Source organism: Janthinobacterium sp. GW822-FHT07A03, assembly GCF_058798815.1.
Genome location: NZ_JBXAKW010000015.1, coordinates 1 through 26,290 on the forward strand (window position 1 = coordinate 1; position 26,290 = coordinate 26,290).

The window sequence follows — 26,290 nt, forward strand, 5'->3', positions numbered from 1 at the left end:
CTGGCCCAAGTGACTGACAACCTCAGCCAAACGATCAGCTATCAATATGATGCCTTCGGCAACCTGTGGCTCACGACAGATCCCAAAAACAATATGAATGTCATGGCATATGACGTTCTGGGCCGCAAGATCAAGATGTACGAGCCTGACACGGGCGGCTCCCTGTATGACTACGACGTGCTAGGCCGGCTGCTCAAGCAAACTGATGCCAGGGGAAACGTTACCGAGCATGGCTATGATGTGCTGAACCGCCTGCGCGTACGCACGGAAGCGGATATGGTTTCGCGCTGGGATTACGATAACTGCGCCAAAGGCATTGGCAAGCTGTGTAAGATCTCTGCCGACAACGGCTACCAGAACGTGTCCGGTTACGATGCTTATGGCCGCATGTATAGCAGCAGTACCACCATCGATACACTCTATACCAGTAGCACAACATTTGATAAATGGGGCAGGATTGCCACGCGGACATATCCAACCGGACTGACGCTTGAATATGACTATCAGGGGTTGATCTTTCTGAAAGAAATCCGCAACAAGGCCACGGGCGCCCTGTACTGGCGCGCCAAGGAGATGGATGCTGAATTACGCGTGCGTGAACAGCAGTATGGCAACCAGATTGTCAGCAATGCGGTCTATAACGAGGCCAATGGTATGATCAAGGAACAGTATGCCGGCGTAGGCAAAGGCGTGCAGAACCTGGTCTACGAGTTTGACAAGATCGGTAATCTGCAGTCGCGTAGCGACAGCAACCAGAACCTATCAGAAGGCTTTTTGTATGATGGCTTGAACCGCCTGACCACGGCAACCGTCAACTCGGGTGCGGCCGGCCTGGTGACACAAAGCTATGCCTATGACGGCATTGGCAATATTAAGCAGCGCTCGGGTGTGGGCACCTATAGCTACCTGGAGACGAGTAACAAGCCGCATGCGGTTTCGGTTATTACCCTGGAAGCTGGCGGCAAGCGTTACTACACCTATGATGTGGCTGGCAATCTGGTCGGCGAATTGCAGACCTCAGCAGCAGGCGCCACCATTGCAGCAAAAGGACGTACGGTGTCGTACACCAGTTTTAATATGCCGCTAACGATTGCCACGCCGTCAGCCAGCATGACATTTGTGTATGGCCCGCAGCACCAGCGTATCAAGGAAATCGCACCGGGCCTGACCACAATCTATCTGAACGGTGGCGGTAGCGGCAACCTGCTGTATGAAAAGGATATCAAAAGCAATGGCGAGGTAGAGCACCGCCAGTTTATCAGCGCCAATGACGTGGTGGTCGCGGTGGTAAAAACCGTCGGCGGGCAGAGTACGACGCAGTATTTCCATCGCGACTATCTGGGCTCGGTGGTGGCCATCAGTGACGATGCCGGCACGGTGATTGAACGCTTCGCCTACGAAGCCTCGGGCAAGCGTCGCTTCGCTGCGGGTAACCAGGATCAGCAGGATACCTTGGCTGGCGTGAACACCAAGCGTGGCTTTACCAACCATGCGCATCTCGATACGCTTGGCCTGGTGCATATGAATGGCCGGGTCTATGATCCGCTGGTAGCGCGTTTTATGAGTGCCGATCCGGGTGTGCCGCATCCGGAAGACCTGCAGTCGTATAATCGTTATTCATATGCACGCAATAATCCGCTGGCTTATGTGGATCTGGACGGATTCAATGATAAAGATCATCGTAGTAGTGACGTCGTTGATGATCTGTATAGCGGACTAGTGCGTTTCTTCAGTGAAGTTGGCGGATTTTTCACTAATGGTGGTAGCGGGAGCGTATCCAATCAATTTACGTCGAATACTAATGGTTCTGAGGTGAGTACTGTTGGAGCCGAAGGGATGATCCAAGTTTTTGTTTCGGCAAACAGTGGTAATAGCGAGAAAAGTTTGCTTGAAAGAACGGGCGAGGCAATTAAAGGTGAGCTAAAACAGCAAAGAAACTACTTAAAGTACAACCTTGATAACCCGTTGGAGGCACTGGACAATGCAGCTGCACCTTTCGGCGCTGGCGGTCTTGTAGCTGGATCACTCGGGAAAATTGGGACGATTACTTCTTGGCTTTCAAAGCTTTTAAATGCTGAGGAAGTGGCATCTTTGGCTGGTCGTGAAATCAAGCTGGTGAATGGGTTTTATCAGGCAGAAGAATCAGCTTTCAAGTTCTCAAAGTATTACTATGAAAAACTTTGGTCCACAGGTAGAGGTGCTCCATTTTTGCAGGCGGAAGAAGTGCTGAAGACGGCGAAAAGTGTTACGCCAGATCGCATGAATGGATTCAGTCGCTACGTAAACGAAGCGTATGAAATGGTCTATAACCCCACAACGAAAGAGGTCTGGCATTTGCAACCTCTCAAGAAATAAAATATGTGCAATCAAATTTTTTTGCAAATCTATAAATTATTCCTTAATGGTGGCGAGGCGAAAATCGCGTGCCTAGAAGAGCTCCTTGGAGGCAGCAATGGTGTTGCGGCTACTATGGATGACGAGAGGAACGAGCCGGAAATGTACGCATCTCTTTTTGAGGGCGACTGTCGGACAACGGTGGAGCTGTTGTATTTGACTTTGCTTAGAGCTATGGATGGGAGAACTTACGAACAATGCAACGATTTGTTACGTGGCCTTAGCTTTCTGCAATTGGTCGTTACTAAAGCGATGTGGAAGTATAGGCACGATGTCGGTCCGACAGTTGAAGAGTTTGCTCGCGAGTTCGATCGCTTAGATGTTGCAAGCGAGCGAATGCGGCTTTTTGAATATGCGCAGTCAGCTGTTTAAACATATGGCCAATGCGTCGGTAAGCATGCGACGACTTGCGTTCAATTCGTGATCCATGATGGGCCACTCAATCTAGGGTATCGGATTAAGTGGCTTCTTCATTTCCAGGTGCAACTTGGCTCGCCGTGCCCTTGGTATTTTTAATACCCTTGTCGGCCAAAATCTTCAATGCAGGATAGGCTTTCGCCCCAACTTGTAATACAGCGTGTCCAAACTAGCGCATGGCATCAAACGATACGATGTCGGGGGTGGTGGCATATCCGACATGGTGAAATTTCCTGAAATGGTTTGAAATTTTCTGCGATTAAGTAAAATTTTCTGCAATCCTTTGTAACTATTTGGAATTCGATGAAATTCTCTGCAACAAGGTGAAATTCTGCTGCAATTTGCCAAGGCGCTTTTAATCCCGATGAGCTGGATACGCTCTTTGGCCTTTTCTGTGGTCTTCGATTACTGGTTTTTGGCTGGAAATCGTGGCAAAAAGGCCGTCCCACAAGCGCCACACCATACGCACATTACAAATGTGCTCGAAACCCGCATGAATCCTAGCTTCGCGTGTATGACAAGCTGCCGCCGTTGTATGACTCCGTTGCGTAAGCGCCTGATCTTGCGAGGGAATATCCGTCAAAACTGTCATACACGTCGCGGCGCTTGCTTTCCAATATCTATTTATGAAAAAAAAGCCGTCCCCAACCCGCTGCCGATGGCGCGGGTGATGGGTACGGCTTCAATTTTTAGCGGCTAAGGAAAGACGCTAGGCGTTGGCCTGGGCCAGCACCGTTTCCAGCATCTCCATCACAAAGCGCTGTTTCTGCTTGGGCAGCTCGCTGATGCGCTCGATGCTGCGCTCCAACTGCGACATGGGATCACGCTTGCCGCGAGCGGTGTGGCTGATCGTGCCGAACAGGCTGCGTCGCTATGCAGGTACGGCAGCGAAATACTGCCAAAAAGGCAACATTTCGGAGGTGACCGCTATTCCTTTCAACGTAAATATTGCCTGATAATTGTTATTATCAGGCAAGCGTTTATGCTAAAATTCGCATGAAATCGACAACAAACTGCGGATATCCTTGATCCATCCATGTGCCTTGGCCGGCCTCCCGCCGTGCCAATCTACCAGTCCAGCCACGATGATCCAGCACCGTGTTGCACCGCCATGCACGATCGATCCTAGGTAAGTCGATATGCTTGGCAACACCATATTTCCATCGATCTTACGGAACTACCTTCATGGCACAGAACACGCATGTCGTCACGGCAGCAATCAGCTACACCCGGGCAGACTACACCGCGTTACGAGCACAACTGCTGAAAATGCCGCTGGCCCGGATTGCGGAACTTTACTACAGTAGCGACAGCCCGCAGGTGCGGCATGGCCTTGAGCGATTCCTCGATGCCATGCGCGACGACTTAGCCGACCGTGCCTTAATAACGGATCCCGAACTGGCCAAGCTACTGACAGGATCCTTGGAATGCGATGCAATATCCCTCTCATTGGATCGCCTAGTATCAGCCGCAGCGTTAGCGCCAGCGGTGCCGCAGCCCGGACAAGCGGTTTCCCAATGGCTGCGGCCAAAGACCGCCGCAGTATTGCACGATGAAGGCATTGTCCTGGTTGCCGACCTGATTAGCCTGATCCGGCTCAGGGGTCCCGGCTGGTGGAGATCGATTCCCCGTATCGGAGCCAAACGCGCCAGCGTCATCATTGCGTGGCTGCAGAGTAACAAGGATACGCTAGGCGAACTACCAGCTCCTGCGCCGGCCGGCCGGCCCCCTGCCCCAGCCTTTCTGCTCGATCCCCTGCAAACATACCGGTTAGCACCGCTGGGACACTTCAGTCTCTCGAGTGCATTCGACGGCTCGGCCGGTATCAATCGCAATCACAAATTCTGTTTTATCCAGGCAGATGACGACTTGCAGGCCATCGAGTCCTACCTTGCGCGTTTCGAAGGCAGGACACATACTTTGCGTGCCTATCGCAAGGAACTTGAGCGCTTCTTGTTATGGGCCATCATGATCAGACGCAAGCCGATGTCGTCCTTGCTGGTTGATGACTGCAACGCCTACAAGGATTTCCTGATTGACCCCTCCCCAGCCTTCATCGGTAAGAAAGCGGCACGCTTTACGGAGCAATGGCGCCCCTTTACCCCGGAGCCGATGACCGCCAAGACACAAAAACAGGCGGTAATTATTCTGCGAGCCGCGTTCGACTACCTCGTCCGCGTACGCTATTTGGGAGGCAATCCCTGGGTGGCCGTCGTCGATCCGGCGGTCACAGAAGAAGTCCACGCCATCCAGGTCGAAAAAGCCCTCGATGATGAACTGTGGGATCTACTCATTGATCAATTGTCGCAACGCGCCGGGACCGTCGAGAATGCACAAGACCGGGCAGCGCTTGCCGCCATTCTCTTGTGCGGCGACTCTGGGCTACGACGCGAAGAGGCCGCTGGTAGTCGGCGCGCAGATCTCAAACCGAGCCAGTGGGCATCAACTGTCTCAACGCTACGCGTACTCGGCAAGCGAAACAAAAAAAGAGAGGTACCGGTAAGCGAGCGTACCCTCAACGCACTGCGCGCACACTGGCAGGATCGCGGTCTCGACTTCGACCGCCCGCCCGTTGATTCGAGCAGTCATCCAATAGTCAAAGATAGGGCGCTCCTGGCACCGTTGGTCATTCCACGCCATGCAGCAGCGATCGCGCGCCACGAGGACCAAGTGGGCAATGGCTATACCAGCGATGGGCTATACCGGTTAATTACCTCTTCCATTGATCGACTTCAACACACTCTTCTTGAACTGGGGATCCAGCCTGAAGACATTGCGCAGTTAGCAACTACCACTCCACACGCATTCCGCCATACGTTTGGCACACTGGCGGTAGCAAGTGGCATGCCACAGGATGTGGTGCAGGGAGTGCTAGGACATGTGAGTGCGGCTACCACATCCATTTACGTGCGTGCCAAGGAAAAACGGACGGCTGAAGAGGCCGCGAAGTATTTTCTACAGCAGCACGAGAAAAACAAGGCGCGGAAGCGTTGAAAGAGTAGTCGTTGGGTGGTCCGTTTTTTGCTGCGCATCGAAAAGATTGCCTGCAAACACAGCGTCCTCTCATGCCCTGCAGCAAGTTTTATGCTTTGACAGAAATGGGGTATTGTCAACTTGCTGATGCGGGGCGACGAGTTGTAGAGTTCCAAGCGAAATTGCCGTTGGTCGGGTAACACGGTGTCACGGATTAGGCGTTTTTTGCTACGTCTGTGATCTCATTCCATATAAAAAATGCCTGCGTACGGACGCACCTGTACTGCTTTGCTGTCAAGCGGTTGCGCTGGCATCGGAAAGCATTGTTGATCGGGCCATGCGCCGACAAAAAGCGCTGAGCTTGGCCAGATGACTTGAAGCGGCGCATCTGCCGTTCTCGTTGCCGCGTCGATTGATGCGAGAGACTTGCCGGCGTTTTCGGCCCCGGTCTTCTCGTTAATCGAGTCTTTCAGGCGGCCGAAGGCGGTTTCGCTGAGCGCGGCAGGGGCCGACAGCGCGCCGCCGGCCATCACGCCGTTCTTGAACAACCGCGCGGCGGCCTTCTCTGCCTGCTGCGCGATCCCGATGGCCTCATGCGCCAAACGCACGCGGGATAGCCCTACCACGCCGTCTTCGGACAAGTCACGCAGGTGGAACACTTCTTCTGCTGGTAGAGTGATCTGGCGGCCATCCTTACCGTCTCGCCGTCGGCTGCCACGACTTTGAGAGTGGCGTTGGTCGTCAGGTGGGTGATGGTGCGAATGTGATCTTGGACCTTCAGTATTACGGCCAGATCGTCATCAGCCTTGATCATCGCCGCCATCGGCTTGTAACTGTTGTCCGCAATCTCCTTCGTTGGCGCCAGGACGATGTACTCACCCTCCAGACGCCAGTTCATCAGCAGCGCGGTCAGCATGATTGCCGCGGCAATGGTCGACTTGCCGTTCTTTTTGCTGATCAGGAGCATGAACTCGTTGATCAGCCGCCGTCCGGTCTCCGGGTTGTACGCACCGAAGATGGCCTCAACGAACTCCCGTACCCAAGGCTTGACCACCTCGCCCATCTTCGGGCTGCCGGGCGCGTCCACCATGCGCAGTTCCGAAAAAATCGCCCACGCAGCGGCAGCCTGGTCAGGATATAGCGGTGGGCATGGCGTGAGCGGCTGACCGGCAACAATGCGAGCTTCCCAGTCGGGTCATGCCGTGCTCCACTCCGGATACGGTGTCATTTACCACCACTGGCCACCAGGCGCGGCGGCGCTGGCGGCACACCGAAGCGGCCGCCAGCAGCTTTCTGTGCATCCGCCAACTTCTCTTCTTTCTTCCCCGCATCGCCCTTCTTTTTGTGCGTGTACTGCACAGCCGCGATCGCGGCCCTCACTTGGGTGGTGGTCGCATCGATACGCCCCAAGGCAATGTCCTGCAGCAAGCTCAACATATCCGTGACCGGCTGTTCGACAGGCGCCACCTTCGACCGCTTGAGCGCACCACCATGCGGCTGTGGCTCCAGCTTGACGTCGACCGCCGCCCTGCCCGCCTCCAGGCATTTTTTAACGTCCACGTCTTTAACAAGCCGCGACCCTGCCGCCGACGCAGTGGCGGCGCTGTACCCCGCCGCAATAGCCGCATCTCTATTGGAGAGGCCGGCTAAAACGGCATCGGCGAATCGCCGCTTTTTGCCTGTTAAGGCCATTAACATTTACTCCAAAGGGAAATAAAATCTGCGCGTGGGAGAGGACGCGGTCTAGGTCGGCGAGGGGTCGGGAACTTTTCGCCCCCCTCCCCCTGATGTTGCTTTTTTGAAATATTTCTTTTGATGCATGTTGTTATTTTGCAAAAATAGTAACATTTCTTTTTTGGAAGCATTGCACGATGTTGCTTTAGTGCCATCTATTCGCCACGCCGATGGGCCGCCTCTTCACGCTGCTTATCTGCGCTGTGGTGGGTACCGCACAGCGACTGCCAATTGGCCTTGTTCCAGAACAGCACCTGGTCGCCACGATGCGGCTCGATGTGGTCGACTACGGAGGCCATCGGCGCAGCCAAGCCCAACTCAGCACAGCGCAAAATGGCCGTGCTGGGCGCCATGTCACGGATGGCCGCATAGGCCGGATCACGCAGACAGTACACGCACAGCGGATAGCGGCGCAAATAGCCGGCGCGGGCCTTCTGCCAGGCGTAGCCGTAGCCGCGCTTGGTGCTGCTCGTTTGATCGGTGCGCCATGAGCCTGGCTGCATCCCAGGCGCGCGGCTCATGGCCTGCTGCTGCAAGCGCGGCTTAAGCAAGGTTAGCCGTCCCATCAATAGCCGTAAGGTTGACCGCCGCGGCGGGCGTGTCGCATCATTGCTTGATGCGCGCACTCGGCTCTTTCGCGCATCCAGGCGTCAAAACCGATGGCCTCGGCGGCATGTGCAACGCCTGCGTGGTGACACAGCCAGGCATCGAACGACATGCCTTGCAGAAGCGTGTCGCGCTCGTTGGCCCAAGCATTGATGCTCAACTCTTCCACCGCGTGGGCCGCGACTGCTGGCGGCGTACGTCCGTCCATGTGGTCGGCGATGCCTGCCAGATCGTCTGCGGTCAGTGCGATATTGATCGCCAAGCCAAACACTTCATCGGTTCCAGTAATCATCGTCATGGCCGCCAAGGTGTTGGCCGGCAGGTTGAAGTGCTTGACTGCTGCACGCGCAAACTCGATGCCAGTGTGGAAGTCGTTCTGGTGCATGGTCGATCCTTTCATGCGGTGGTGGCGTCAGGCATCAGCCCCGCGGCCGCGCTGGCGGCGCAGGCTGGACAGTGGGTAAGCGCCTGCAGCAGCCGGCGCGCCTCTTCAGCTTTGCCCAACTGCGTGGCCAGCTGGTCGATACGGCGCATGTCGCCGGCTTGGCTGGCGCGGATAATCATGTCTCGGTAGTGGCGTGGGCTCATATCACACGGTCCAGGCGTGCAGCGTCGGCTTGACCAACGCCCACAGCCATGGCCAGGCCAGCAGCAAGAGTGCAATAGTGGTGCCACCGATTACCGCCCCCAGCAGGGCGATGGTGATGAACATCCGGCGGAAGTCGAAATCGAACATGCTCAATCCTTCAGGCTCTTGACGTCGGCGACCAGTTCCTTTGCCACCTCAGCGACACGATTGACCGCGGCCGCCGCGACGTCGACAACCATCTCAACAGGTGCAGCGACAACCTGCACAACATCGGCAGCGAGGCTGCCCAAAGATTTCAGTAGACCGAACATGTGAACCTCAAATAAAAAGGCCGCTACCGCACGATGCGGTCAGCCGCTAAAGCCCAGCACAGGCAGAGACTTGGAATGCAAAAAGCCCGCATTTTGGCGGGCCTTTCATTGTGATAAACTGCTTGGCGCAGTTCTCACGTGTATATAAAAATTAACCATACCGGACACTTTATGCCGGCGCAAGCTATTTCACCTTACCGGCACCGGCTCTTCAACTCGCCCCAGTAGAAATCCACTAACCGCTTCAATCTTCCCGCGCCAAAGCCGCATGCCCGAGGTGATAGGCCCCCCCTGCAATGTGTATAGCCTTACATCGGCCAAATGAATCATCGCCGGCATCTGCTGTTTCTCCAGACCTTTTCTATCATCAGCCCTTGGGTACAGACTCTGAGCCATATCCACATAATACTTCCGCACCTCTTCCGACTTTGCGTCCACCAGGCCCAGAGAAAATATGTGGTGTTCGGCAAATTGAAGGTAATACTCGTGAGCGTTGATAATCACGCCCGATACCAGCATTGCTTCGATCTGGAGCGTAATAGGGATTCCCTGGCTGCAGGTAGCATTAAGTTCTCTCACCAACCCTTGCAACAGCGGGTCATAGCCGACACCCCCATCCTGATGGATATTTGTGGTTGAGTGATTTATTAGCACTGGTCCCATAGCCCGTCAAAAGAAAGATGTCGTGTGTCAATAATACAGGCACGAGGCGCGCTTCGGGAAGTATGGGCTTTATCGTTCAAGCCACAGCTGGCTGAGTAGACGCATGCCTCTCATCCGCCGCCCAGGCGCACATATCATTCAGACGCCCGGCCGCCGCGCGCTGAACCGCGCCATCTAGCTTTTTCAGCCCCTTGTGGATTCGCGCCTTCTGGTCGTAAGCCGTGGACTTCGACACGGCCAGTGCAGGGTGGCAGGCCGGCGCCGCTGATTCTGGCAATCACGCCGGCATAAACTTTTCTTCAGAGCAAGTCCAAATTGCCTCTGCCGGCTCATGCAAGAGCTGTCATCCTTGCTTTGGCATCGAGCATGAATGCGGCTGGAATAAAAACTGCCAACCAGCGCCGGGCATCTATCGCCCTTCCCCCGAAAACAATCCCCGTTTCACCCGTTTTCTTCATCTGAAAGAACGGGGAAAGCCATCGCCCTCTCGTCTTGGAAAAATGACTTAATTCACAACATCCACATAAGACGCTTCGCACATATCGCCGCGTATCGGCAGCCGGTCGTCAAAGTTGATATTGATTTTCTTACCCATGGAAAATGCGAGATAAACGGCGGCAATCAAATGTTTATGCTTGGCATCCACCGCCACGCGATAGGCCAGCGCCGGGCATCCCATGCCCGCAGGCAGATTAACCGGTGCCACGAACCAGATTTCAATGGCATTGGCAAACATAGGAGCAGAGAAGTCTCCGACACTGCGTATCTTGCTGATAGTGACATTTTCAACATGAATTTCAGCCGCCTGTGCCGGAAGGCAGCAACTAATGAGCACAGCGGAAATCAACAGGCTTTTCGCTTTTAAAACACTAAAAGATATCGTCATTATTTATATGGGAAATACTCACATTTTTCCACAAACAATCGGCATATCGAATGTTGCGTATGAGAAAATTTAGTTTAGCGTTTTATGCAAGCACTGTCCATACAAGAACTTTCCTCTAGGGAAACACTGATTAATTCATCGGCTGCCGTTCGCCGCGCCGCAGTCGATGAAGAACAAGGATGGTAAACGCGCGCGCCTTCTGCCAAGTATAGCCATATCAGCTCGACAGATTCCAGTACAAGCCAATCTATTTCTCCGACGACAAAGTCGTAAGGCTTATGCCAACTCTTAAAAGCAAAAAGCCCGCGTCATTGAAGAGGCGGGCTTTTATTTAGGCGTGCGAAAACCGCCTATGCACGAATCATATCAGAACAGAACAGAACAGCAGTACACGCATTATTTTTAAGGCGCTGGGTCAGCTCGGCGCGCGCGGCCATTGCAACGTCTGCAAATACTGCGTTCGGGAACCGCCATGGTGTGGCCTGGCTGCACAGCTTATATATCGCCCAGATGTGGATGCGCGCCATACTGTCGATCATCGCGTCGGTGGCCTGGCCATGATGCTGGAAGTGATCTGTCCCTCGCCAGCCATGGCCTTGAGCGCGCCCACTGGCAGGCCCATGCCGTCGGCCAGTGCCTTCATCAGGCGCGGCGCCGCCTCGTTCACAGCGTTGAATTCCTCGCCACGCAGCGTGCCCGACGCGAATGCCTGCGACAGCTGCAAATACATAAAATCATTTCAAACAAACACTGATTTAAAGGACACTATGCTGCGCAAATTCTTGCTTTCCACCGTTTTCCTCTGCAGTTCCCTGTCGCTGACGTCGGCACATGCCGGCCCAACATGGCAAGAGGGCGAGATATGGGACCACTCCGCCGTCGCCGGCGGCTTGCTGATACGCTTTAATCCCGCCACCTCAGCATCGCCCGACAATTGTGCCGGCGCCACCTGGATGTTCATTCTCGAAGCAAACAAGACGCTCATCGCCGTCACCTTAATGTCCATTGCAAGCGGCAATCGCCGCGTGATGGTATACACCAGCGGCAATGTGTCGGGATTCTGTACAGTTACCCAGGTTGACCCCATCAACTAAATCAGGTTTGATAGCAGCAGGCCGGCCTAGAAAGCATTTCACTGTGGAGTCCAGAACCGTTCCTGTACACGGTTACATTGAATATCTTGTCAGATTATCCTGCATTGCAATAAAGTTACTCATCACCACGAAATGAGTACCTATGCCCATATTTTGTGTAAGATACTGTCAAACATGAATGAGATTTTTTGCGTGCCTTACTCATAACGTCTGAAAACTCGCGGATGAAGTTGGGGCTTGGCGGATTTTCGAGAGATCCAGTTTCTCCCCTAGCACCCATATTTACTAAAGCCGTTGCGAATTTGAACAAGATGAGCAGGCACGCGCGGTCTATGCCAAGCGGCTTTTGCATACGCTGGCGGAATCCTGGTCGGCAGGGTTTGGAAAAGGCTTGGATCCGACCAACTTGCGCCATATACGCGGTTTTTATCTGGCGTTCCCAATTCGCGACGCACTGCGTCGCGAATTGAACTGGCCCCACTATCGCACCTTGCGGCGGGTAGAAAATGATGTGGCGCGCCATTGGCACATGAAGGAAGCTACAGAGCAAAACTGCAACGCACGCGTACTCGATCGCCAGCTTAGGTCCGGTATTACAGCACTTGGCTTAGCTCTAACTTCCAATTCTCCTGGCTACCAGAGGCCGCTGTCAGGATGTTTGTCACCTACATCATCGACCTCTGGCCAGGCTGCTTTGACGAGGGGATCAAGCCAATCAGCCATTAGCGTCAGCTGCTCGATGCTTCCAGTGAGCTCAGCTGACATTCCTGGTTGGGCCAAAATCCGATCCCGGAGCCGGCGAAGCGATTCCGCACGATCGAGGTCCTTGGACATGCTCTCAAAGGTCGCCAATTTCGCAAGTAGCTGTTCTTTGTTCGCCTTTCGCTGCTCCCAAGCTGCGACCTTGGCGCGCTGCTCACGTGCCCGGTCTTCGTACACGGTGGCCCGCACATGACGCCGAAGCGTGTCGTTCTCAATCCAGAGTACCGCCTTCTGAACCTTGTTCTCAATCTTCGCGCTAGGAGTGTCTTCCATTTTGTAACACTCGAAATATCCGTTGACATTGAAGATCCCCACATGGAGCTTCCCGGTCGAAATATAACGATATTCAGGTGGGCGGTATTCCCATGTTGACCGCAATTGCGCTAATCGCGGCCGGCCCGGGCGAGCTTTAGGTTGAGGAGGTGGAACGAGCTCTTGCGTTATACGCTCACGGATGCGGACAAAGAACGGCTGGTTGCGAATGACGAAACAGTTCCGCTTGAGGCTTGTGTCCCGCCGCATGCCACGAGGAAGGGAAGGAAGTGGAGGGTGTGAATTGTCGAACTGGGCACCGATACATCTTAATGCATAGGCGAATCGATCAACCAGATGCAGCGACCGCTCGACTAAACCGTCGGACACCGAAATATCTGCCCAGGTTGCGCCTGAAGAATTACGAACCCCTTTTTCAACGTCAATACCCTTCATCGCTCGTACGACCAGCTTGGTTTCTGGCTGAAAGGATTGATGATCTCGCGTGGGACAATACGCAGGAAGGTCCGCCAATAGAGGCTGCGGGCTATCATGCCTTGCTTGAGCGAACCGCTCTTCTATTTCCTCATCCACATGAGACAGGTACTTGGATCGCGTATATGTCGGGGCCACGCTCGTGGCATGCAGCGTCGGCTTGTTGAGCGTCGCCCCTTTAACTACCTTTATCCAGTATCCATGCGGTGGCAAAGGAATATCCAATGTTACGCAGATTTTCCGCAAGGCGACATCCGACAGGGCGTAGAACTTGGCGACTTTGGTCATCGGCTCCGTCCAGACCTGATCAAAAAGCGTTTGCCTTGCTATCGTCTGGTGTTGCCAGGCCATCTCACCTCCACGGGCTGCGTCTAGCGGCGGCTAGTCGATCAAGATCGGCAAGCGAACATGGGAATTCTGCAAAAAATCAAAGCCGACCAATTGACTCAACTTACCAAGCTCCGAGCACCAGCCCCACACGAAGCACCATCGGCGGCCAATCATTTTCCACGGTAGCTGAACTGGATCATCTACCGTGGAAGGGTTACACCTTTGCTTGATCCAGAGCCTTACCCGAATCAACCCAGTCTTTAACCCATTTCGGCTGACGGCCGCGGCCACTCCACTGTTGCGAGGCATCGTTCGGATTACGATACTTTACTGCAACCGTTTGGGTTTTTACCCGAACACCGTCACCGACCAACTCTTTGACCGATTTTCCAAGGCTCTGCGCAATTTGCAGAATTTTTGCCCGTGCTTCATCCAGATCCTTTTGCTCGCGGACCTTCAACTGCTTTTTGATATCGTCCTGTAACGCACGCAATTCCGCAATGCTCAGATTTTCCAGATTCATCGAATTCACCTATTAAAACGTTTGAATGACTGGGAAATTAACACATTTTCCTCCCCCTTCATCCGTTCAGTTGCAAATTTTTTCAAAAAATCCAAAGACTGCACCTAGTTTGTGTCGCCAATCCTGGCCATCGCTAGTTTTCCCGTACACAACGTAGGTGGTAGCATCACGACAAATCAGACGTGAAGACAATTGACCAAATTCACTCCAGACTGCCTATCGCAGCGGCGGCCCGAAAAACTCCAGTGATGCGTCACCTAGCGGATCGCCAGCCGCTGCATTGGGCGCTGCCGCAGAAAGTAGCCGTTCAGACTCTGGATGGCGCGATTGTGCGTCCATCGCCATCAATCCGGCATACGCGAGAATGCGCAGCCGGTTAATTCTCCTCGTGCCTTTCGGAAAGCGCTGAAGATCATCGAAGAGTGCTGGAATATCCTCGCTCATCAGGACAAAACTCATGCGTATTGCCTCGCTCATGGAGCACTCCGGGGTGACCCGTGCAGCGCGTCTGAGTTCTCCGACTCCGGTACGACACCAGCATGGCATGTTTTGGAAAATGCGGTTCCAGCATACTGAAAGCCTTTGACATTGGCAAAGATCGGATCTTTCAGCTCGGTGATCATATGTCTCGGAAAAGCTGCCTTGAGCGCCTTCCTGTAAAAGAACGCGGCACCGCCAACCAAAATGATATTTTTGAGATCGGCGGCATCTCCGACATAGCGCGTCATTTCGGCGACAGCTTGCTCCGGTATCTTGAGCGCCATGGCCAAATGGGGCGCAATATCGTAGTCGGACTGAAATATCACCGGCTTCTTGCCTTCCCGTAGCGCCCGGTCAATCACATCGTAGTCTCGGTATTGTGATGCAGTAGTCCGACCAATGCCATCGGCAATCGACTGCAACACGTCGAACATGCCACGGTTGACTGAATGGCTGCGCTTTTCCACTTGCTGCATCCCGTGAGAGACAATCCAATCAAAGGTACGCCGGCCAGGATCGACAATGAGACTGCGCTCCTTGCGTAACTCGGCGACCCGGTTGTACGCAAGTCCGTAATACATGAGAGCGCCAGTCGGCTGCGCCACTGCCTTGACTCGCGCGATAGTGACCCGCTTGCCGTTCCCTAGCTGATGCTCTCCCTGCACCTTTTTTTCCAATGCAGCAACCCAGCGCCGCTGCTTGAAGGTGGCGACCGGAAGACCGACGACGAGAAGATCGATATGCTCGAGTTGCATGTAATGCACAGCCCCCAGCAATAACGCCATATATTCAGGTGTAAGGCAGTAGTGATCGTTTTGCAGCATATTCGCTGAGAAAACATCTGCTGCCAAATGGACATCGGGACCAACTTCGTAAAACAAGCCATCAATAGGCACCGTCGTCGTCTTGCGCTTTGCGCCCCAGGCATCCTGGTCACGCAATGACTCGGATGGCGCCGCCTGTGAAGGAAACATGTCACATTGCAGGGTCCCATCCCCTTTGATGCCGACAATAAACTTCGTGTTCCCACGCCCCACATCGACCGCCCGTACCACTGGATTCATGATCCTCTCCTGCCGACCTCATTTCAAAAATGTACTGCCAGATAGCATGCAATGGGGACAAACAGAACGCGTTTTATGCGCCCCTTTTCAATTTGCCGCGTCTCCATCGCATTTGCAATGCGACTGGAATGGTTTTCGCACCGAGGCAGCGCTCATTTTGACCTTAAGAACCGCTCTCCATCTGTTCTCCACTCGTTGTGGAAACGTTTTCCACCCAATATGCCGAGCTCCGCATCGACATTCGTCAATACAATTTACAATCAGAGGTATCACTCTCCGTTCACTTCTCAAGTGAAAAAAACGTTTTTTGGGGCCTTACAATTTAAATTGGGGTTCAATTACAATTTTTCACGGTAAAAAATCCCCTTGACTTCGATTTTGGCGCCGCCTAATCTGGGAGCACTGTCTGGACCTGCTTCCATGACCATCGCGGTCTCAATGCAGCGCCCGTGAGCGAAACCACCGTCGCAGTCGTGACCTGCCACTGTCGACTGGATCTCCAGTCCCTTATGAAGGCGCCATGGAACCATGGCCCAAAGTTCTCTGTATCCGATCCGCGAGATCGATGTCCGTAACCCATCATTCCTGTACCGCCGTGAGCCGTCAGGAGCATGATCGCCTGCTGAACGCGATGCATGCAGATAGCCCACAGACATGATCTGGGGCGTGCCGGCATGACTGCCATCTCAGCACTTCTTCATTACACGTTTCCCCTCGTGCGACCATCCTCGGATGTCGACATGCCGCCGTTGCCCGTGAGGCTTCGAGCATATCGGTATGCACGTAGCGCCAGAAGGTCCGGTGGTAGGACCTTGGATATCGGCGTGGGAGATGGACTCCTTGACATTCAATAGTTGGGCCTGGCAGTCAACCAGGCAGCCTTTGCTACGCACTGTGCGTGGCACTGCCCGCCCTTGAGGCGGGGGTAGTCGGGCAAGGCGAAATCCACCCGTCTTCGGCATGCGCATTTTTAAGAGACCATTCGCTCGCGCGATAGACCCTATCCAAACAAGCAGTGCGCCCAGGGCACACGCATTGCCGGCACCTCCTCGCCCGCATGACGAACGCACATTGGCCGCGTGTCGCCGTGCCTGGGAAGTGGCCAAGCATGCGACGTGGCACTGACAGCGCCACGTCGACACATTGTCTCAAGGAGACAGCACAACTTCATGACGCTGCATCAAAGGAGCAGAAAGACTGGCGCACAAAACGGTTTGATCCATGCGCGCCAGATGGCATGCGGCCGTGCGTTGAGGGTGTCAGAACAAGGAGATTGATGATGACGAACAACAGCGACTGGAAAACCCAACTCGACATGATTTTGCTGAAACATAACGGCAAGCATGCGTATCGCAACAAAGTGGTGTCTCACAACACCATGCAAGCGCGCAAGATGGGCCTGGAACGCACATTCACCACCCTGCGTGCCTTAGGATTCAAGCCGACGCCGGATAACCTGAGCAGCAAACACCTCTGCGCACTCATGCTGTATTGGACGGGAAAGGCCATCGGATCCCCGCGGCAAGGGGTGGTGGCGACGAGGCGCCAGCCGTTCAGCCCCGCCTACATCCAGCAGCAAATGAGTTTTCTGCGGGTGTTTGCACGTTGGATCGGCAAACCCGGATTAGTTCAGGGTGCCCAGCAATATGTCCATGATCTGCACCTGGTGACTCGGCACTACAGCGCAGACAACGACAAGAGCTGGACCGGGAATGGCGTCGAGGTGGACAAGGTCATCGATACTGTGACTGCCATGGACGACAGGGTCGGTACGCAGCTGCGCATGCTGCTAGCATTCGGACTGCGGCGCAAGGAAGCGGTGATGTTCTGCCCGCACACCGCCGAAGTACCAGCCTACGCATTGCCGGCCGGCTACCCGCAGCAAGGTACTGACCGCTACATTAGTTTCCTGCGCATCAAACGCGGCACCAAGGGAGGCCGCTTGCGTTTCGCGGCAGTACGCAACGATGCACAGCGCAGGGCGTTGAGCGAAGCCTGTCGCCTCGCCCGCTTCCGGCACTCGCATATCGGGCACCCGGATTTGACACTGAAACAGTCGCTCGACCTGTTTTCCAACGTCGTGCGCAAGGCTGGCTTGACTAAAACCGACCTCGGCGTCACTCCGCATGGACTGCGCCACGAATTCGCGGGGGATCTCTTCTTTGACATTGCCGACTGCCAGGCACCGGTGCGCGCCGGGCAACTGTGTCTGGACACGGAAGCAATAAGCGCGCTCTACCATCAGGTGGCATTGCAACTAGGGCACAACCGCCCACAGATCAGCAATGCCTATCTCGGCTCCCCGATTCAGCACAAAACAGTACAGGAGGCGGATTGTGACCTTGTCCCGTGATGATAGAAATCACCGCCCTATTCCGCGGCTTGATCAGTCGCGTACGTCCGGTGAAAAGCTGCGTCGTATGTCCCTGCGGTCCATTGCCTGCCGCCTTGCATCGCGCTATATCAATGCCTGGCGCCTACGCCACAGGCCAGGTCACCGCGACAACATTGCCAAATCCCGCGCAGTGCTGTGGCAGCTGCGCTCCTGGGAGGGCCCGTATCTGAACTCCAGATGCTTCGCCTTCCTGCGCAAGGTAGATCCGCTGATATTCGAGGAAATGGTGCTAACAGCACTGGAAGACTGCGGCCTGTTTGTCTGGCGCAATGTGCGCTACACCGGCGATGACGGCATCGATGGCAAGGCATGGCATCCGCGCCATGGATGGTGCGCGGTACAGGTAAAGCGGTATCGCCAGCATGTGTCAGCCGACCATGTGCGGCAATTCGCTGAGTTGGTGGCAACGTATCGGTATCCCGCCGGCCTGTTCGTCCACTCGGGACGCAGCGGCGCGGCGCTTTACCAGCACCTGGGGAATAGCCGGCTCACTCTGATCAGTGGTGAACGGCTACTGGAACTTCTGTTACAGCGCCAACTGGGTCGTCTATGGCAATAACGGCCCTCTAAAACCGAAGTAAGCAGTTCCGAATGTAAAGAAATGGATCGCCGCCAGATGCCTATACGCGGCGATCTCATTGTCCATTTCAACCTGAAACGGTGATGCGGAAGCCAATTTCTGGCTCAACGCGATCCACCTCATGCGCGCGCAGATGAAAGATACCAGCAACATCCCCCGAAAACCAGTGGCCGCCCCGGATCAAGGCCTCGCCACTATAATCTTCTCCAGCGGATGGGCCGTCGCCAGCTCCGCTCTGATACGGCCATTCCTCACTGCGATCCACCGTGGGTGAGTGCATGGGGAATGGCCCAGCAATAATGCCATCCGCATCGCCCTGCACGTCGTCGAAAATCCATGTATAGGCATTTCCAGATACGTCATGGATCACTTCACCGTTGGAGAGGACATGCCAGCGGCGTTCAAACAGACACGTTGAGCGGTGAATACCTGGCTGGGGGCCCTCGCACGTCCCCTTGTGCAGCCCTTGATACAGCCTGCCATGTCCCACTGCGCCGCCAGTCCAGTTGATGGGCTGGCGCATGATGTTGCAAGCGATGGCCAATGCCTGCCGCTCTGTCAGCAGCGCCATGCCACACTCGGCACTGATCCGTTTCGCGTCCGAGAACGAAATCGACGTCCAGGGAGCTGTCCACGGGTCAATCTGAATGGTTTTGAATGCCCCCTCCCCACAAAGAAATGCACCGACACGGAATGCCGGCATCACCTCGCCGCCGATAACGGTATCTGGCACGGTCACCAGACAGTTGTTTTGCAGGATACGGGCGATGACCGCGTCGCGAATGGCGCCGGACCGCGACGGCGCCTCAACCTCGCAAGAAACGGCATACGCGGCCAAGGCCGCCAAAACATGGCGGTCGCTGGCCGCTTCCAACAAGAGCCGTTCGGCTAGGCCAGCCTGTGGTTCCCGCGCAGTATTGTGGAATGAAGTTGCCGGAGCTGCACCGGCACGTAGTAAACCATGCAGCGCGATCAAGGAAGATGCGTTGTTCGACATGTTTGCCTCCGATATAAATAAATGTAGGAGGTTCAGTGTAAAAGCGTCAAAAGGCGTCTCAAGTCGCCTCCCGCGCAATTACCGGGTAGAAGAGCGATGATGCAGTCAAGGCTTTCAATGGGTTGAGCAGAATCCCGGCATATACCGTCAGCAATGCAGCTGCGGCTCTGAAGGAAATAAATAGCCCGGTGCATGTCGCATGCCATCAAGCCTTCACAGCAAACCGCTGCGCCCTATCGCAATACACCTAACAAAAACACCTGTGCCAGTTGAGGCGTGGCAGGAAGAAGAGGAGCACTGCTTGAAGTTTCACCAAGTGCGGCTAAAATGAGCATGCTTTTTGTGGGAATCGTTCTCACATTGCTCTTGTGTTCGCCAATCGCTGGCAACACAAGATCTTGCAAAATAGCTCTATCTTGCAAGCGTAGCGGTCGTTACCCGCCACCATACCTGTCGGTTAACGCCGACGACGTGTTGTTCAACGTTAGATCAAACGTACGGTTTTGTCTCCGTACGCATTTCGTTCTCCCATCTGGAGAACGACAGTAGCGGTGCGATGCCGTTGCCATCCAAGGCCCGACTTTCGAGTTCCGGGCCTTCTTTTATCTGCACGCGGTATGCGCACATACCTGCGTTTTCATGCTCAATCGGGGATCAGCGTTCCCGATATAGGGCACGCCTGTCTCCATGTATTTCTGGAGGCTTCTCATGTCCACACCACTTCTCTTTTCTTCTAGCTCTTTTCATTGTCTGCTTGTCGGTGGTAAGTGCAGGAAAAGTCCATGGCTGCAACCTAGCACCGCCTGTCTCTTGCTGGACGCCAGCACTACCGCTATCGCCTGTGGCTTGGAAACATCTGCGACAGCAGGTTCTATCGCAGTGAATCGGAGAAACAGGCGATTCCTTGTATGGCGCCCCCGGTAGGGTCGCAACAATGGCGCCGCTCGGTGTCCTGACTTCATGTTTTTTTTGCGGGAACGTTGCGGTTCCCGCCTGGGACCTGCCGTTCCCATTTTTCATTAAGGGGAACATCATGTCCAACAAAGCATACCGTGGCAATACCCAACAAAGCGATCGCGATGACCAACCGTCGGGGCGTGATACTTGGCAGTTGCCATATGATGAACAGTCAAAAACGGTACGTCGTCCTACCTCGACTTATCCGCATCGCCCTGCCAAACGGAAAATGACAGCATTGGAAGAATGCGAGCAGCGGGCATGGATCAGCTTTTACCGGAACATCGGCGATCCAATCGTGGCGGCCGAGGTACTCCGTTTACTCGACAGCAATGGCGAGATCAGATCAGACCATCTCGGTCTGTATCTTCAAGCGAAACGATCGATTCGCCTGCATAAGCAACGTCAGCTGCGTGCGGAACATCTTGCGGTTGCCCTGCGTTTCTGCGGGCGCATGCTGTTCACCGTGCCATTTACCACGGCGTACAGTCTGACGCGACATTTTGTCGGGCTCATCGGCAGCGCCCTGGTTGCATGCGCACAGCAGCGTATCACTGAACCTGCAGCCGAACGCCTGCGCGATGTGGCGCGAAAAGGGCAACCTGCCAAGCCAACAGGAACGAATGGTGCCAGGTCTCCGGAAGACGCCAAGGCGACCAGTAATCACCCAGCTGGCAAATAGCTGGTCATATAGATGGGACGAATTAGCCAGACTTGCAGATGGACGCGACGGTATCGTCGATCAGCCGATGAAATTTCCGCGAGTCGGGTGATGTGCCCCAGTAATATTGTTTGCAGCGTTCGACATAGACGTCGAGATCGTCGATGCTTTTCACCCCCTCTGGCTCAATCAGAGTCAGATGTGTCAAGCGTTCGATGTCTCTCGACGTCAATCGAATAGAGTTTCCCAGTCTCAACATAAGAATCCCGATCCTCCATGCATATGCGCGCAACGTGACGGCCGCTGGCAAAGAAGCGCCATACGGAAGCATGCTGCTCATCATAGATACGGTCGGACCGCTATTCAAGCTTCCGTAGTCATTGGAAGTACTTTTGGCTGGTCTTCTTCAAAGAGCCAAGCTGAGTGGATTGAGGCCGCCTATGTTCATCCATAGGATCCATCCTGCGTACGCGTCGGCCTGTTCTGGCGCGTCAAAGTTAGTCCACTTTTTGCCCGCAATACCTATACCCTGTCGGGAAAACCGTTCCCAAGTGGGACACCGTTTTCCCTTTCTTTAACCATTTTGGGAGAACGTCATGACCTCTCTACATCTCATGTCGCGCGAAGAACTCGCCCGCGAGCTCGTCGATGCGCCAAAAAACCGAAGAAACACAGCAAGAACTGATGCCACTTCGATGCCAAATTGCCTGGAGGCACCTGCATATGATCAAAAAGTGCGGCGCAAATTAGATCTCGCACGGGAAATTCTCCTCCGAGATCTGGCTGAACCATTGAAACGTACCTGGAGTTTGACGTCGCCAAAAACGGTGCGTGAATGGCTCACCATCCGCTACTGCGGCGTTGAGCGGGAGATCTTCCTGGCTCTCTATCTGGATGTCAAGATGCGTCTGATCGATACCGAGGACCTGTCAGTAGGCACCTTAACAACCACAAACGTCTATCCGCGCGAACTGGTCAAATCAGCACTCCGCCACAACGCCTGCTTCATTCTTTTTGCACACAATCATCCATCGGGCTGCCCCGATCCAAGTGAAGCGGATGTCAACTTGACGCGAGCGCTTCGCAGAGCAATGGCCCTGATCGATATTGAGGTGCTCGACCATGTCATTGTCGGCTCCGTCGATTTTTTTTCGTTTGCTGAGAACGGTCTGTTGTAGGAGGGCGAGGTGCGGCGAAGTGCATTCTGGATCGCAATACCCAAGATCCTGCCACTGATCGACATTCACGCCTCGATTCTCATCTTTTCAACGGAGAAAACCATGCGTAGCTTTTTCACACGGGTCAGCTATGTCCTGGCCCAGACTAACCGGCTGTTCAACTCAACCACAACACGCCAGGCAATGGATGCTGCGTCCGCTCATGCCGAAGCTGATGGCATGGTCGATGCGGTACGTGGCCACATGCAGCCGCCGCTCATGTTGCTCGGCGCACCCGAACTATGTCATGCCTGGCGGGATGGCCACCATTTTGCGCGATGGCTGCGTGAATGCATGGCCATGGATACCAGCCCTCATAGAGTTCAGCTGCAAGCAGATAGCGGCCAGTTTCCCGGCCCCGAACGCAGAATGCAGAACTCATGACGGCAATTCCAGTTATCTTTTGGAAGAACAACAAACGCCATCTGGCACATGATCTGATAACTGGATGACTACTTCACGCCGGTGTCTTGCCGGCATCCAGCCTGACCTGGACTGCCTCCTGCTAAGGAGGATATGTGTCCCGGTCAGGCGGGCCACGTTTTTTCAATGGAGGCATTGAAAATGCGTTTTACGTTCAATAAAAAAGCCCAACGAACCGCCCTGCAGGCACTTAAACACCTGGAAACCGGATCATTCGCCAGCGCCGTCTTGGGCGCATTTAGCGCCAGTCCTCGTGCCACCGCCCTGGTCGCCCTTGGCTTGTTTGTCGTTTGCCGTGTCTGTACGACCATTATCGCCGGCATCGAAGACACGGAGACAAAAATAGAGCAAGGATCCAGGGCAATGCCACAACAGCCCGGCAGCCGCAGTGAAGAAAATACAACCGAATAGGCTTGCCGCTATGCGCAAATGAACTACACTTTCTTCACAGAGAAAGAACTGGAGGAATAGCATGTCATTCGCCAACATAATTATATCGGTCGACATTGCTGCTGCGGTGGCTGCAGTAGCTATTACCTGGCACTACGTTCGACAGACGAAGAAACAACGCAGTGTGAAAACATCATAGTCTGACCGCCCCTACAGAATCGCCGACGTGTTACTCGGCGATTTTTTCAACTGTCATTTTCTGTATGGCTCCACTCTTACCTCATCAAGGCGACTAGTTTTACGGACATCTCCCATCGATTACACCAGGCCAATCACCGTCTCGATCTGATCTTTCAACCCTTCAGGGTGACTCGTATGACGCTTCAGCTCGTCATACACGCGTGCGCGTCCACGCGGGTTGATACGCCAGCCGCTCCCCCACTTCTTAGCAGCGTAGCTCTCAAAATCGCTTCGAACAATCCCCATCTCGCCCAGCAGGCCCCACATTTCACCCAAGTCGGTAGGTTCTAAACTACCCTCCCCGGCCCCTGCATTCGACGCACCACTATTCTGTACCGTCGCGCCGCCATCGTCACCTGCTGCTATGCGCGCGGCGGAATCGGGCAGTTCGCCAGGCTCATCTCCAGCGACGTTAGCCTGCTCAAGCTCGACAGGACCCGTACCATTCAACAGGGTTGCTGATGGATCCGTCAGCCGCAATGCCTCCCCATTGCACTGATTCGTCAGCAGCACGGCGACATCAATGGGGGCCTGGAGCTCGATGATCCAGTGAGCGGTCTTCACAGGACGTCCATCATCACCAATACGCGACACCTCGCGCAACATCTTCGTGATGTAGAAAGTAGATCGATTTGAATCCAGGTATCCTCCAATTCTCCCTCCACGCAGACAGGACACTGCTTCCAACCGCTCAATGGCACGGCTCATTGCATAGATGCTGTTGGTCGCCAGTTCAAAGGCATCGATCGATTGGACGCCAGGAACGTAGAACACAAAACGCCCAGAGAGATTGCATTGCCGAGCCTGGAATTGCGGGCAGCAGTCAGGATCGCAAATGCCATGATTGTCGGGCCGCAGTTGCTTTGCTCGTCCGCCGAAGGTACGGATGATCCGTGTGCTGCCCGCCGCTACCTTGGCCGGCGCGAACATCATGCAATGCCGTGTCCGGCCGTCGGCGGAATACTCGCTCCAGTACCGTTTCTCGTTGGCACTCCAGGTCGCCAGCTCATGCGGCACGATCAACTGCCACGTGTCGGTCGGAAAAATGACCGGGAATCGGTACAGACGCCGCCCTTCGCCACGGTCCTCCCCATACAAATGCATCAGCTGCCCGGGTATGTCACGATTGGGAAAGTCTTCCGGGCGGACGGTAAACCAGGGAACATTTTTCGGCATCAAGGGGTTTTTAATCTGAGGAAACTGTTCAAGTATCCGATGAGAGATTTTCTGAAATGAGATGTTCTGCGCCACACCCTCCTCATATATAGCCACAATATCGGGGTGCTTCGCCGCTGCCGGTGTCAGGATTTGGATGCCGGCATGAATTTTCCCAGCGGTAGGGATACGTTTTATGCGGTGCCCCAGCACGGTGATGGGAGCAGCTTGGGCACTACGCAACGCTATTTCGCCATGGTTCATATTCCACTCCTTTACGGTTGCACGAGTTGGTATGTGCTTCCATGGTCGCCTGCACAGCATCCGAGTCAACCCTGGCCTTTCACATGGGGCGGCAATAGACATATCGGGAAATGAACCACGTGATCTACCCTGTCAGGTGTTAGAGCAAAGTGAACCCAGAGAAGGAGCCTGGATCGGGTTAGTTCGTAGACAAGGCATCTATCCGCACACTTGCGGATATGGAAACGACGCAGAGATCGTCTTCCAAATAGCATTTTCTGGCTCATTGGTTAGCAATACCAACTCAAATACCCCGTCAAAACGGCAGTTTATTGGTCAACAACATGCCGGGAAATGGACCAACATGGGGCTACGCAGTGGCAAACGAGTGAGGGGAAGATGATGAATGCGACAAACGGCAACGTCAGCGTGATCCGTCAGGATCACGGCGAGATGAATCAAAAATTGCTGCAACGCCAGGCGCTGGCGTCACTCGCCCCGGTCGAGTCAGCCGGTCGCATCGTCAAAATGAGCCTTTCCAGCCCAGAAGGAAAGCGTTTGTTCCTCCGCTATTTTGATATTACGCAGCTCCACATGCACTACATCTCCAAAATTGCGCGCCTTTCTTTACCGGATGCCGATATCGAACAGGTTGAAAAGCAAGTACTTGAGCTTGTCGAAGAAAAAATAGACAGCATCGACAAGGAAATGGTCAGGGTGGAGCAGGAGCTTCACAAGAACAATATCGGCTCCCTGGCAACCTATGTGATCGAACCGCTCACGCTCGAAGTACGTATGCTTGGAAAAATTGGTCGCCGATTACTCGAGCTCATTGCTAAAGTCGATCAGTTGATGCCCATGCTGGAAACGTTGGCCATTGACGAACTCATCTCTGAAAGTCAGCTCAGTATCAAGAAGAACCTTTTTAAAAGAATGGTGCGTAGCGTTGGCGGCATCGTCCGTACGCTCAAGATCGGCCTGCAGAGGAAAAGTGCGGCTCTTGCCAACACCGACAAAAACGCTGCACATCAAAAAAATAGTACTGACCAGGTCGGCCATTCCGCAGCCAATGCATTGAGTTCTGATGATGCGGTTGCAAGCGATAAGATCGTCCATGGTAATCCATCAACCGACACAAAGGTCATGACGATCCAATCGGTGGATGCACACAATTCCGATACCACTGAGGCCGAAGAATCCGTCAGCACGGCCGCTTCCAATACTGCATACATACCGGGGCCTACACACGACCACAGTCGCCGAGACTATGTTGATATGTCCTAGACCGAGCCCCTCTCTCGCTATGGGATGGGAGTTGCCATGAAGTTATCAAGCGATCCTGATGCAACATGGAAACTCCTTGAAAATCGCCAGTGCAAACAGCGAACACCATTGACGCAGTATGCCTGGTATCAGAGCCCCTGCGATAAACAGCATTAGCGTTGGTCGTTCCCAAACT

Annotated in this window: 27 protein-coding genes and 3 pseudogenes; 12 read left to right on the plus strand and 18 right to left on the minus strand. The window is 54.3% G+C overall.

The annotated features are described in order from the left end of the window. The 3 genes from AC1RJW_RS28010 to AC1RJW_RS28020 form a co-directional block, all read left to right on the plus strand. On the plus strand, window positions 1–2,355 hold a 2,355-nt coding region (locus AC1RJW_RS28010), incomplete at its 5' end, for an RHS repeat domain-containing protein (RefSeq protein WP_493047818.1). Window positions 2,356–2,358: 3 nt separating this feature from the next. Further along, window positions 2,359–2,766 carry a hypothetical protein gene (locus AC1RJW_RS28015; protein ID WP_493047819.1) on the plus strand — a complete coding sequence of 136 codons (408 nt, stop codon included), beginning with the start codon at window positions 2,359–2,361 and terminating at the stop codon, window positions 2,764–2,766. Between the two features lie 1,230 nt (window positions 2,767–3,996). Further along, window positions 3,997–5,805, plus strand: coding sequence for a site-specific integrase (locus tag AC1RJW_RS28020; protein ID WP_493047820.1), 1,809 nt, complete (start codon window positions 3,997–3,999; stop codon window positions 5,803–5,805). A gap of 315 nt (window positions 5,806–6,120) precedes the next feature. On the opposite strand, the pseudogene AC1RJW_RS28025 reads toward AC1RJW_RS28020, so the two are convergent. The 12 genes and pseudogenes from AC1RJW_RS28025 to AC1RJW_RS28080 form a co-directional block, all read right to left on the minus strand. Next, window positions 6,121–6,214, minus strand: a pseudogene (locus tag AC1RJW_RS28025) (IS6 family transposase); the annotation flags it as partial. 52 nt (window positions 6,215–6,266) lie between these two features. Continuing rightward, a pseudogene (locus AC1RJW_RS28030) lies at window positions 6,267–6,482 on the minus strand (phage portal protein); the annotation flags it as partial. Further along, a complete protein-coding gene (locus tag AC1RJW_RS28035) occupies window positions 6,404–6,874 on the minus strand; it encodes a terminase large subunit domain-containing protein (RefSeq protein ID WP_493047821.1) in 471 nt (156 codons plus the stop codon). The gene AC1RJW_RS28035 and the pseudogene AC1RJW_RS28030, both read right to left, overlap by 79 nt. A 134-nt stretch (window positions 6,875–7,008) precedes the next feature. After that, window positions 7,009–7,482 carry a terminase small subunit gene (locus tag AC1RJW_RS28040; protein ID WP_493047822.1) on the minus strand — a complete coding sequence of 158 codons (474 nt, stop codon included), beginning with the start codon at window positions 7,480–7,482 and terminating at the stop codon, window positions 7,009–7,011. A 191-nt stretch (window positions 7,483–7,673) separates the two neighbouring features. After that, window positions 7,674–8,039, minus strand: a complete 366-nt coding sequence (locus tag AC1RJW_RS28045) for an HNH endonuclease signature motif containing protein (RefSeq protein WP_493047823.1) — start codon at window positions 8,037–8,039, stop codon at window positions 7,674–7,676. Window positions 8,040–8,083: 44 nt separating this feature from the next. Then, window positions 8,084–8,509, minus strand: a complete 426-nt coding sequence (locus AC1RJW_RS28050; protein ID WP_493047824.1) for a hypothetical protein — start codon at window positions 8,507–8,509, stop codon at window positions 8,084–8,086. Between the two features lie 11 nt (window positions 8,510–8,520). Then, the gene (locus AC1RJW_RS28055; protein WP_493047825.1) at window positions 8,521–8,712 is read right to left on the minus strand and encodes a hypothetical protein; all 192 of its coding nucleotides are present in this window, start codon (window positions 8,710–8,712) and stop codon (window positions 8,521–8,523) included. A 1-nt stretch (window position 8,713) separates the two neighbouring features. After that, window positions 8,714–8,860, minus strand: a complete 147-nt coding sequence (locus AC1RJW_RS28060; protein WP_493047826.1) for a hypothetical protein — start codon at window positions 8,858–8,860, stop codon at window positions 8,714–8,716. A 2-nt stretch (window positions 8,861–8,862) separates the two neighbouring features. Continuing rightward, on the minus strand, window positions 8,863–9,024 hold the full coding sequence (locus AC1RJW_RS28065) for a hypothetical protein (protein ID WP_493047827.1): 162 nt from the start codon (window positions 9,022–9,024) through the stop codon (window positions 8,863–8,865). Window positions 9,025–9,213: 189 nt separating this feature from the next. Next, window positions 9,214–9,687 (minus strand): GvpU-like protein, encoded by a 474-nt coding sequence (locus AC1RJW_RS28070; RefSeq protein WP_493047828.1) that lies wholly within the window; start codon window positions 9,685–9,687, stop codon window positions 9,214–9,216. Between the two features lie 505 nt (window positions 9,688–10,192). Then, a complete protein-coding gene (locus AC1RJW_RS28075) occupies window positions 10,193–10,573 on the minus strand; it encodes a hypothetical protein (RefSeq protein ID WP_493047829.1) in 381 nt (126 codons plus the stop codon). 535 nt (window positions 10,574–11,108) lie between these two features. After that, on the minus strand, window positions 11,109–11,303 hold the full coding sequence (locus AC1RJW_RS28080) for a tape measure protein (RefSeq protein ID WP_493047830.1): 195 nt from the start codon (window positions 11,301–11,303) through the stop codon (window positions 11,109–11,111). Between the two features lie 37 nt (window positions 11,304–11,340). On the opposite strand from AC1RJW_RS28080, the gene AC1RJW_RS28085 reads away from it, so the two are divergent. Both AC1RJW_RS28085 and AC1RJW_RS28090 read left to right on the plus strand, forming a co-directional pair. Further along, window positions 11,341–11,667 carry a hypothetical protein gene (locus AC1RJW_RS28085; RefSeq protein ID WP_493047831.1) on the plus strand — a complete coding sequence of 109 codons (327 nt, stop codon included), beginning with the start codon at window positions 11,341–11,343 and terminating at the stop codon, window positions 11,665–11,667. 316 nt (window positions 11,668–11,983) lie between these two features. After that, window positions 11,984–12,244: pseudogene (locus tag AC1RJW_RS28090) on the plus strand (DUF1016 N-terminal domain-containing protein); the annotation flags it as partial. Window positions 12,245–12,300: 56 nt separating this feature from the next. On the opposite strand, the gene AC1RJW_RS28095 reads toward AC1RJW_RS28090, so the two are convergent. The 4 genes from AC1RJW_RS28095 to AC1RJW_RS28110 all read right to left on the minus strand — a co-directional run bounded on the left by AC1RJW_RS28095 (window position 12,301) and on the right by AC1RJW_RS28110 (window position 15,573). After that, on the minus strand, window positions 12,301–13,527 hold the full coding sequence (locus AC1RJW_RS28095) for a hypothetical protein (protein WP_493047832.1): 1,227 nt from the start codon (window positions 13,525–13,527) through the stop codon (window positions 12,301–12,303). A 193-nt stretch (window positions 13,528–13,720) separates the two neighbouring features. After that, a complete protein-coding gene (locus AC1RJW_RS28100) occupies window positions 13,721–14,029 on the minus strand; it encodes an H-NS histone family protein (protein ID WP_100876957.1) in 309 nt (102 codons plus the stop codon). Window positions 14,030–14,245: 216 nt separating this feature from the next. Continuing rightward, window positions 14,246–14,506, minus strand: a complete 261-nt coding sequence (locus AC1RJW_RS28105; RefSeq protein ID WP_493047833.1) for a hypothetical protein — start codon at window positions 14,504–14,506, stop codon at window positions 14,246–14,248. Next, on the minus strand, window positions 14,503–15,573 hold the full coding sequence (locus AC1RJW_RS28110; protein ID WP_493047834.1) for a PRTRC system protein D: 1,071 nt from the start codon (window positions 15,571–15,573) through the stop codon (window positions 14,503–14,505). Before AC1RJW_RS28110 ends, AC1RJW_RS28105 begins: the two co-directional genes overlap by 4 nt. A gap of 1,276 nt (window positions 15,574–16,849) precedes the next feature. Between AC1RJW_RS28110 and AC1RJW_RS28115 the strand changes: the two genes are divergently transcribed. Next, window positions 16,850–17,926: an integrase domain-containing protein gene (locus AC1RJW_RS28115; protein ID WP_493047835.1), complete on the plus strand. Its 1,077-nt coding sequence runs from the start codon at window positions 16,850–16,852 to the stop codon at window positions 17,924–17,926. Beyond that, the gene (locus AC1RJW_RS28120) at window positions 17,910–18,527 is read left to right on the plus strand and encodes a restriction endonuclease (protein ID WP_493047837.1); all 618 of its coding nucleotides are present in this window, start codon (window positions 17,910–17,912) and stop codon (window positions 18,525–18,527) included. The genes AC1RJW_RS28115 and AC1RJW_RS28120 overlap by 17 nt, the downstream gene beginning before the upstream one ends. Before the next feature lie 88 nt (window positions 18,528–18,615). Here the strand turns inward: AC1RJW_RS28120 and AC1RJW_RS28125 are convergent, their stop codons facing one another. Beyond that, the gene (locus AC1RJW_RS28125) at window positions 18,616–19,545 is read right to left on the minus strand and encodes a hypothetical protein (protein WP_493047838.1); all 930 of its coding nucleotides are present in this window, start codon (window positions 19,543–19,545) and stop codon (window positions 18,616–18,618) included. 1,033 nt (window positions 19,546–20,578) lie between these two features. Between AC1RJW_RS28125 and AC1RJW_RS28130 the strand changes: the two genes are divergently transcribed. The 4 genes from AC1RJW_RS28130 to AC1RJW_RS28145 all read left to right on the plus strand — a co-directional run bounded on the left by AC1RJW_RS28130 (window position 20,579) and on the right by AC1RJW_RS28145 (window position 23,214). Further along, on the plus strand, window positions 20,579–21,184 hold the full coding sequence (locus AC1RJW_RS28130; RefSeq protein WP_493047839.1) for a hypothetical protein: 606 nt from the start codon (window positions 20,579–20,581) through the stop codon (window positions 21,182–21,184). Between the two features lie 575 nt (window positions 21,185–21,759). Next, window positions 21,760–22,341 (plus strand): JAB domain-containing protein, encoded by a 582-nt coding sequence (locus AC1RJW_RS28135; RefSeq protein ID WP_493047841.1) that lies wholly within the window; start codon window positions 21,760–21,762, stop codon window positions 22,339–22,341. Window positions 22,342–22,443: 102 nt separating this feature from the next. Beyond that, window positions 22,444–22,764 carry a hypothetical protein gene (locus AC1RJW_RS28140; protein WP_493047842.1) on the plus strand — a complete coding sequence of 107 codons (321 nt, stop codon included), beginning with the start codon at window positions 22,444–22,446 and terminating at the stop codon, window positions 22,762–22,764. 180 nt (window positions 22,765–22,944) lie between these two features. Then, on the plus strand, window positions 22,945–23,214 hold the full coding sequence (locus AC1RJW_RS28145) for a hypothetical protein (RefSeq protein WP_493047843.1): 270 nt from the start codon (window positions 22,945–22,947) through the stop codon (window positions 23,212–23,214). A 297-nt stretch (window positions 23,215–23,511) separates the two neighbouring features. Here the strand turns inward: AC1RJW_RS28145 and AC1RJW_RS28150 are convergent, their stop codons facing one another. Further along, complete coding sequence (locus AC1RJW_RS28150; protein WP_493047844.1) at window positions 23,512–24,852, minus strand: recombination directionality factor; 1,341 nt, start codon at window positions 24,850–24,852, stop codon at window positions 23,512–23,514. A gap of 378 nt (window positions 24,853–25,230) precedes the next feature. Here AC1RJW_RS28150 and AC1RJW_RS28155 point away from each other — a divergent pair, with 378 nt between their 5' ends. Next, the gene (locus tag AC1RJW_RS28155; RefSeq protein WP_493047845.1) at window positions 25,231–26,115 is read left to right on the plus strand and encodes a hypothetical protein; all 885 of its coding nucleotides are present in this window, start codon (window positions 25,231–25,233) and stop codon (window positions 26,113–26,115) included. Window positions 26,116–26,290: the final 175 nt, after the last annotated feature.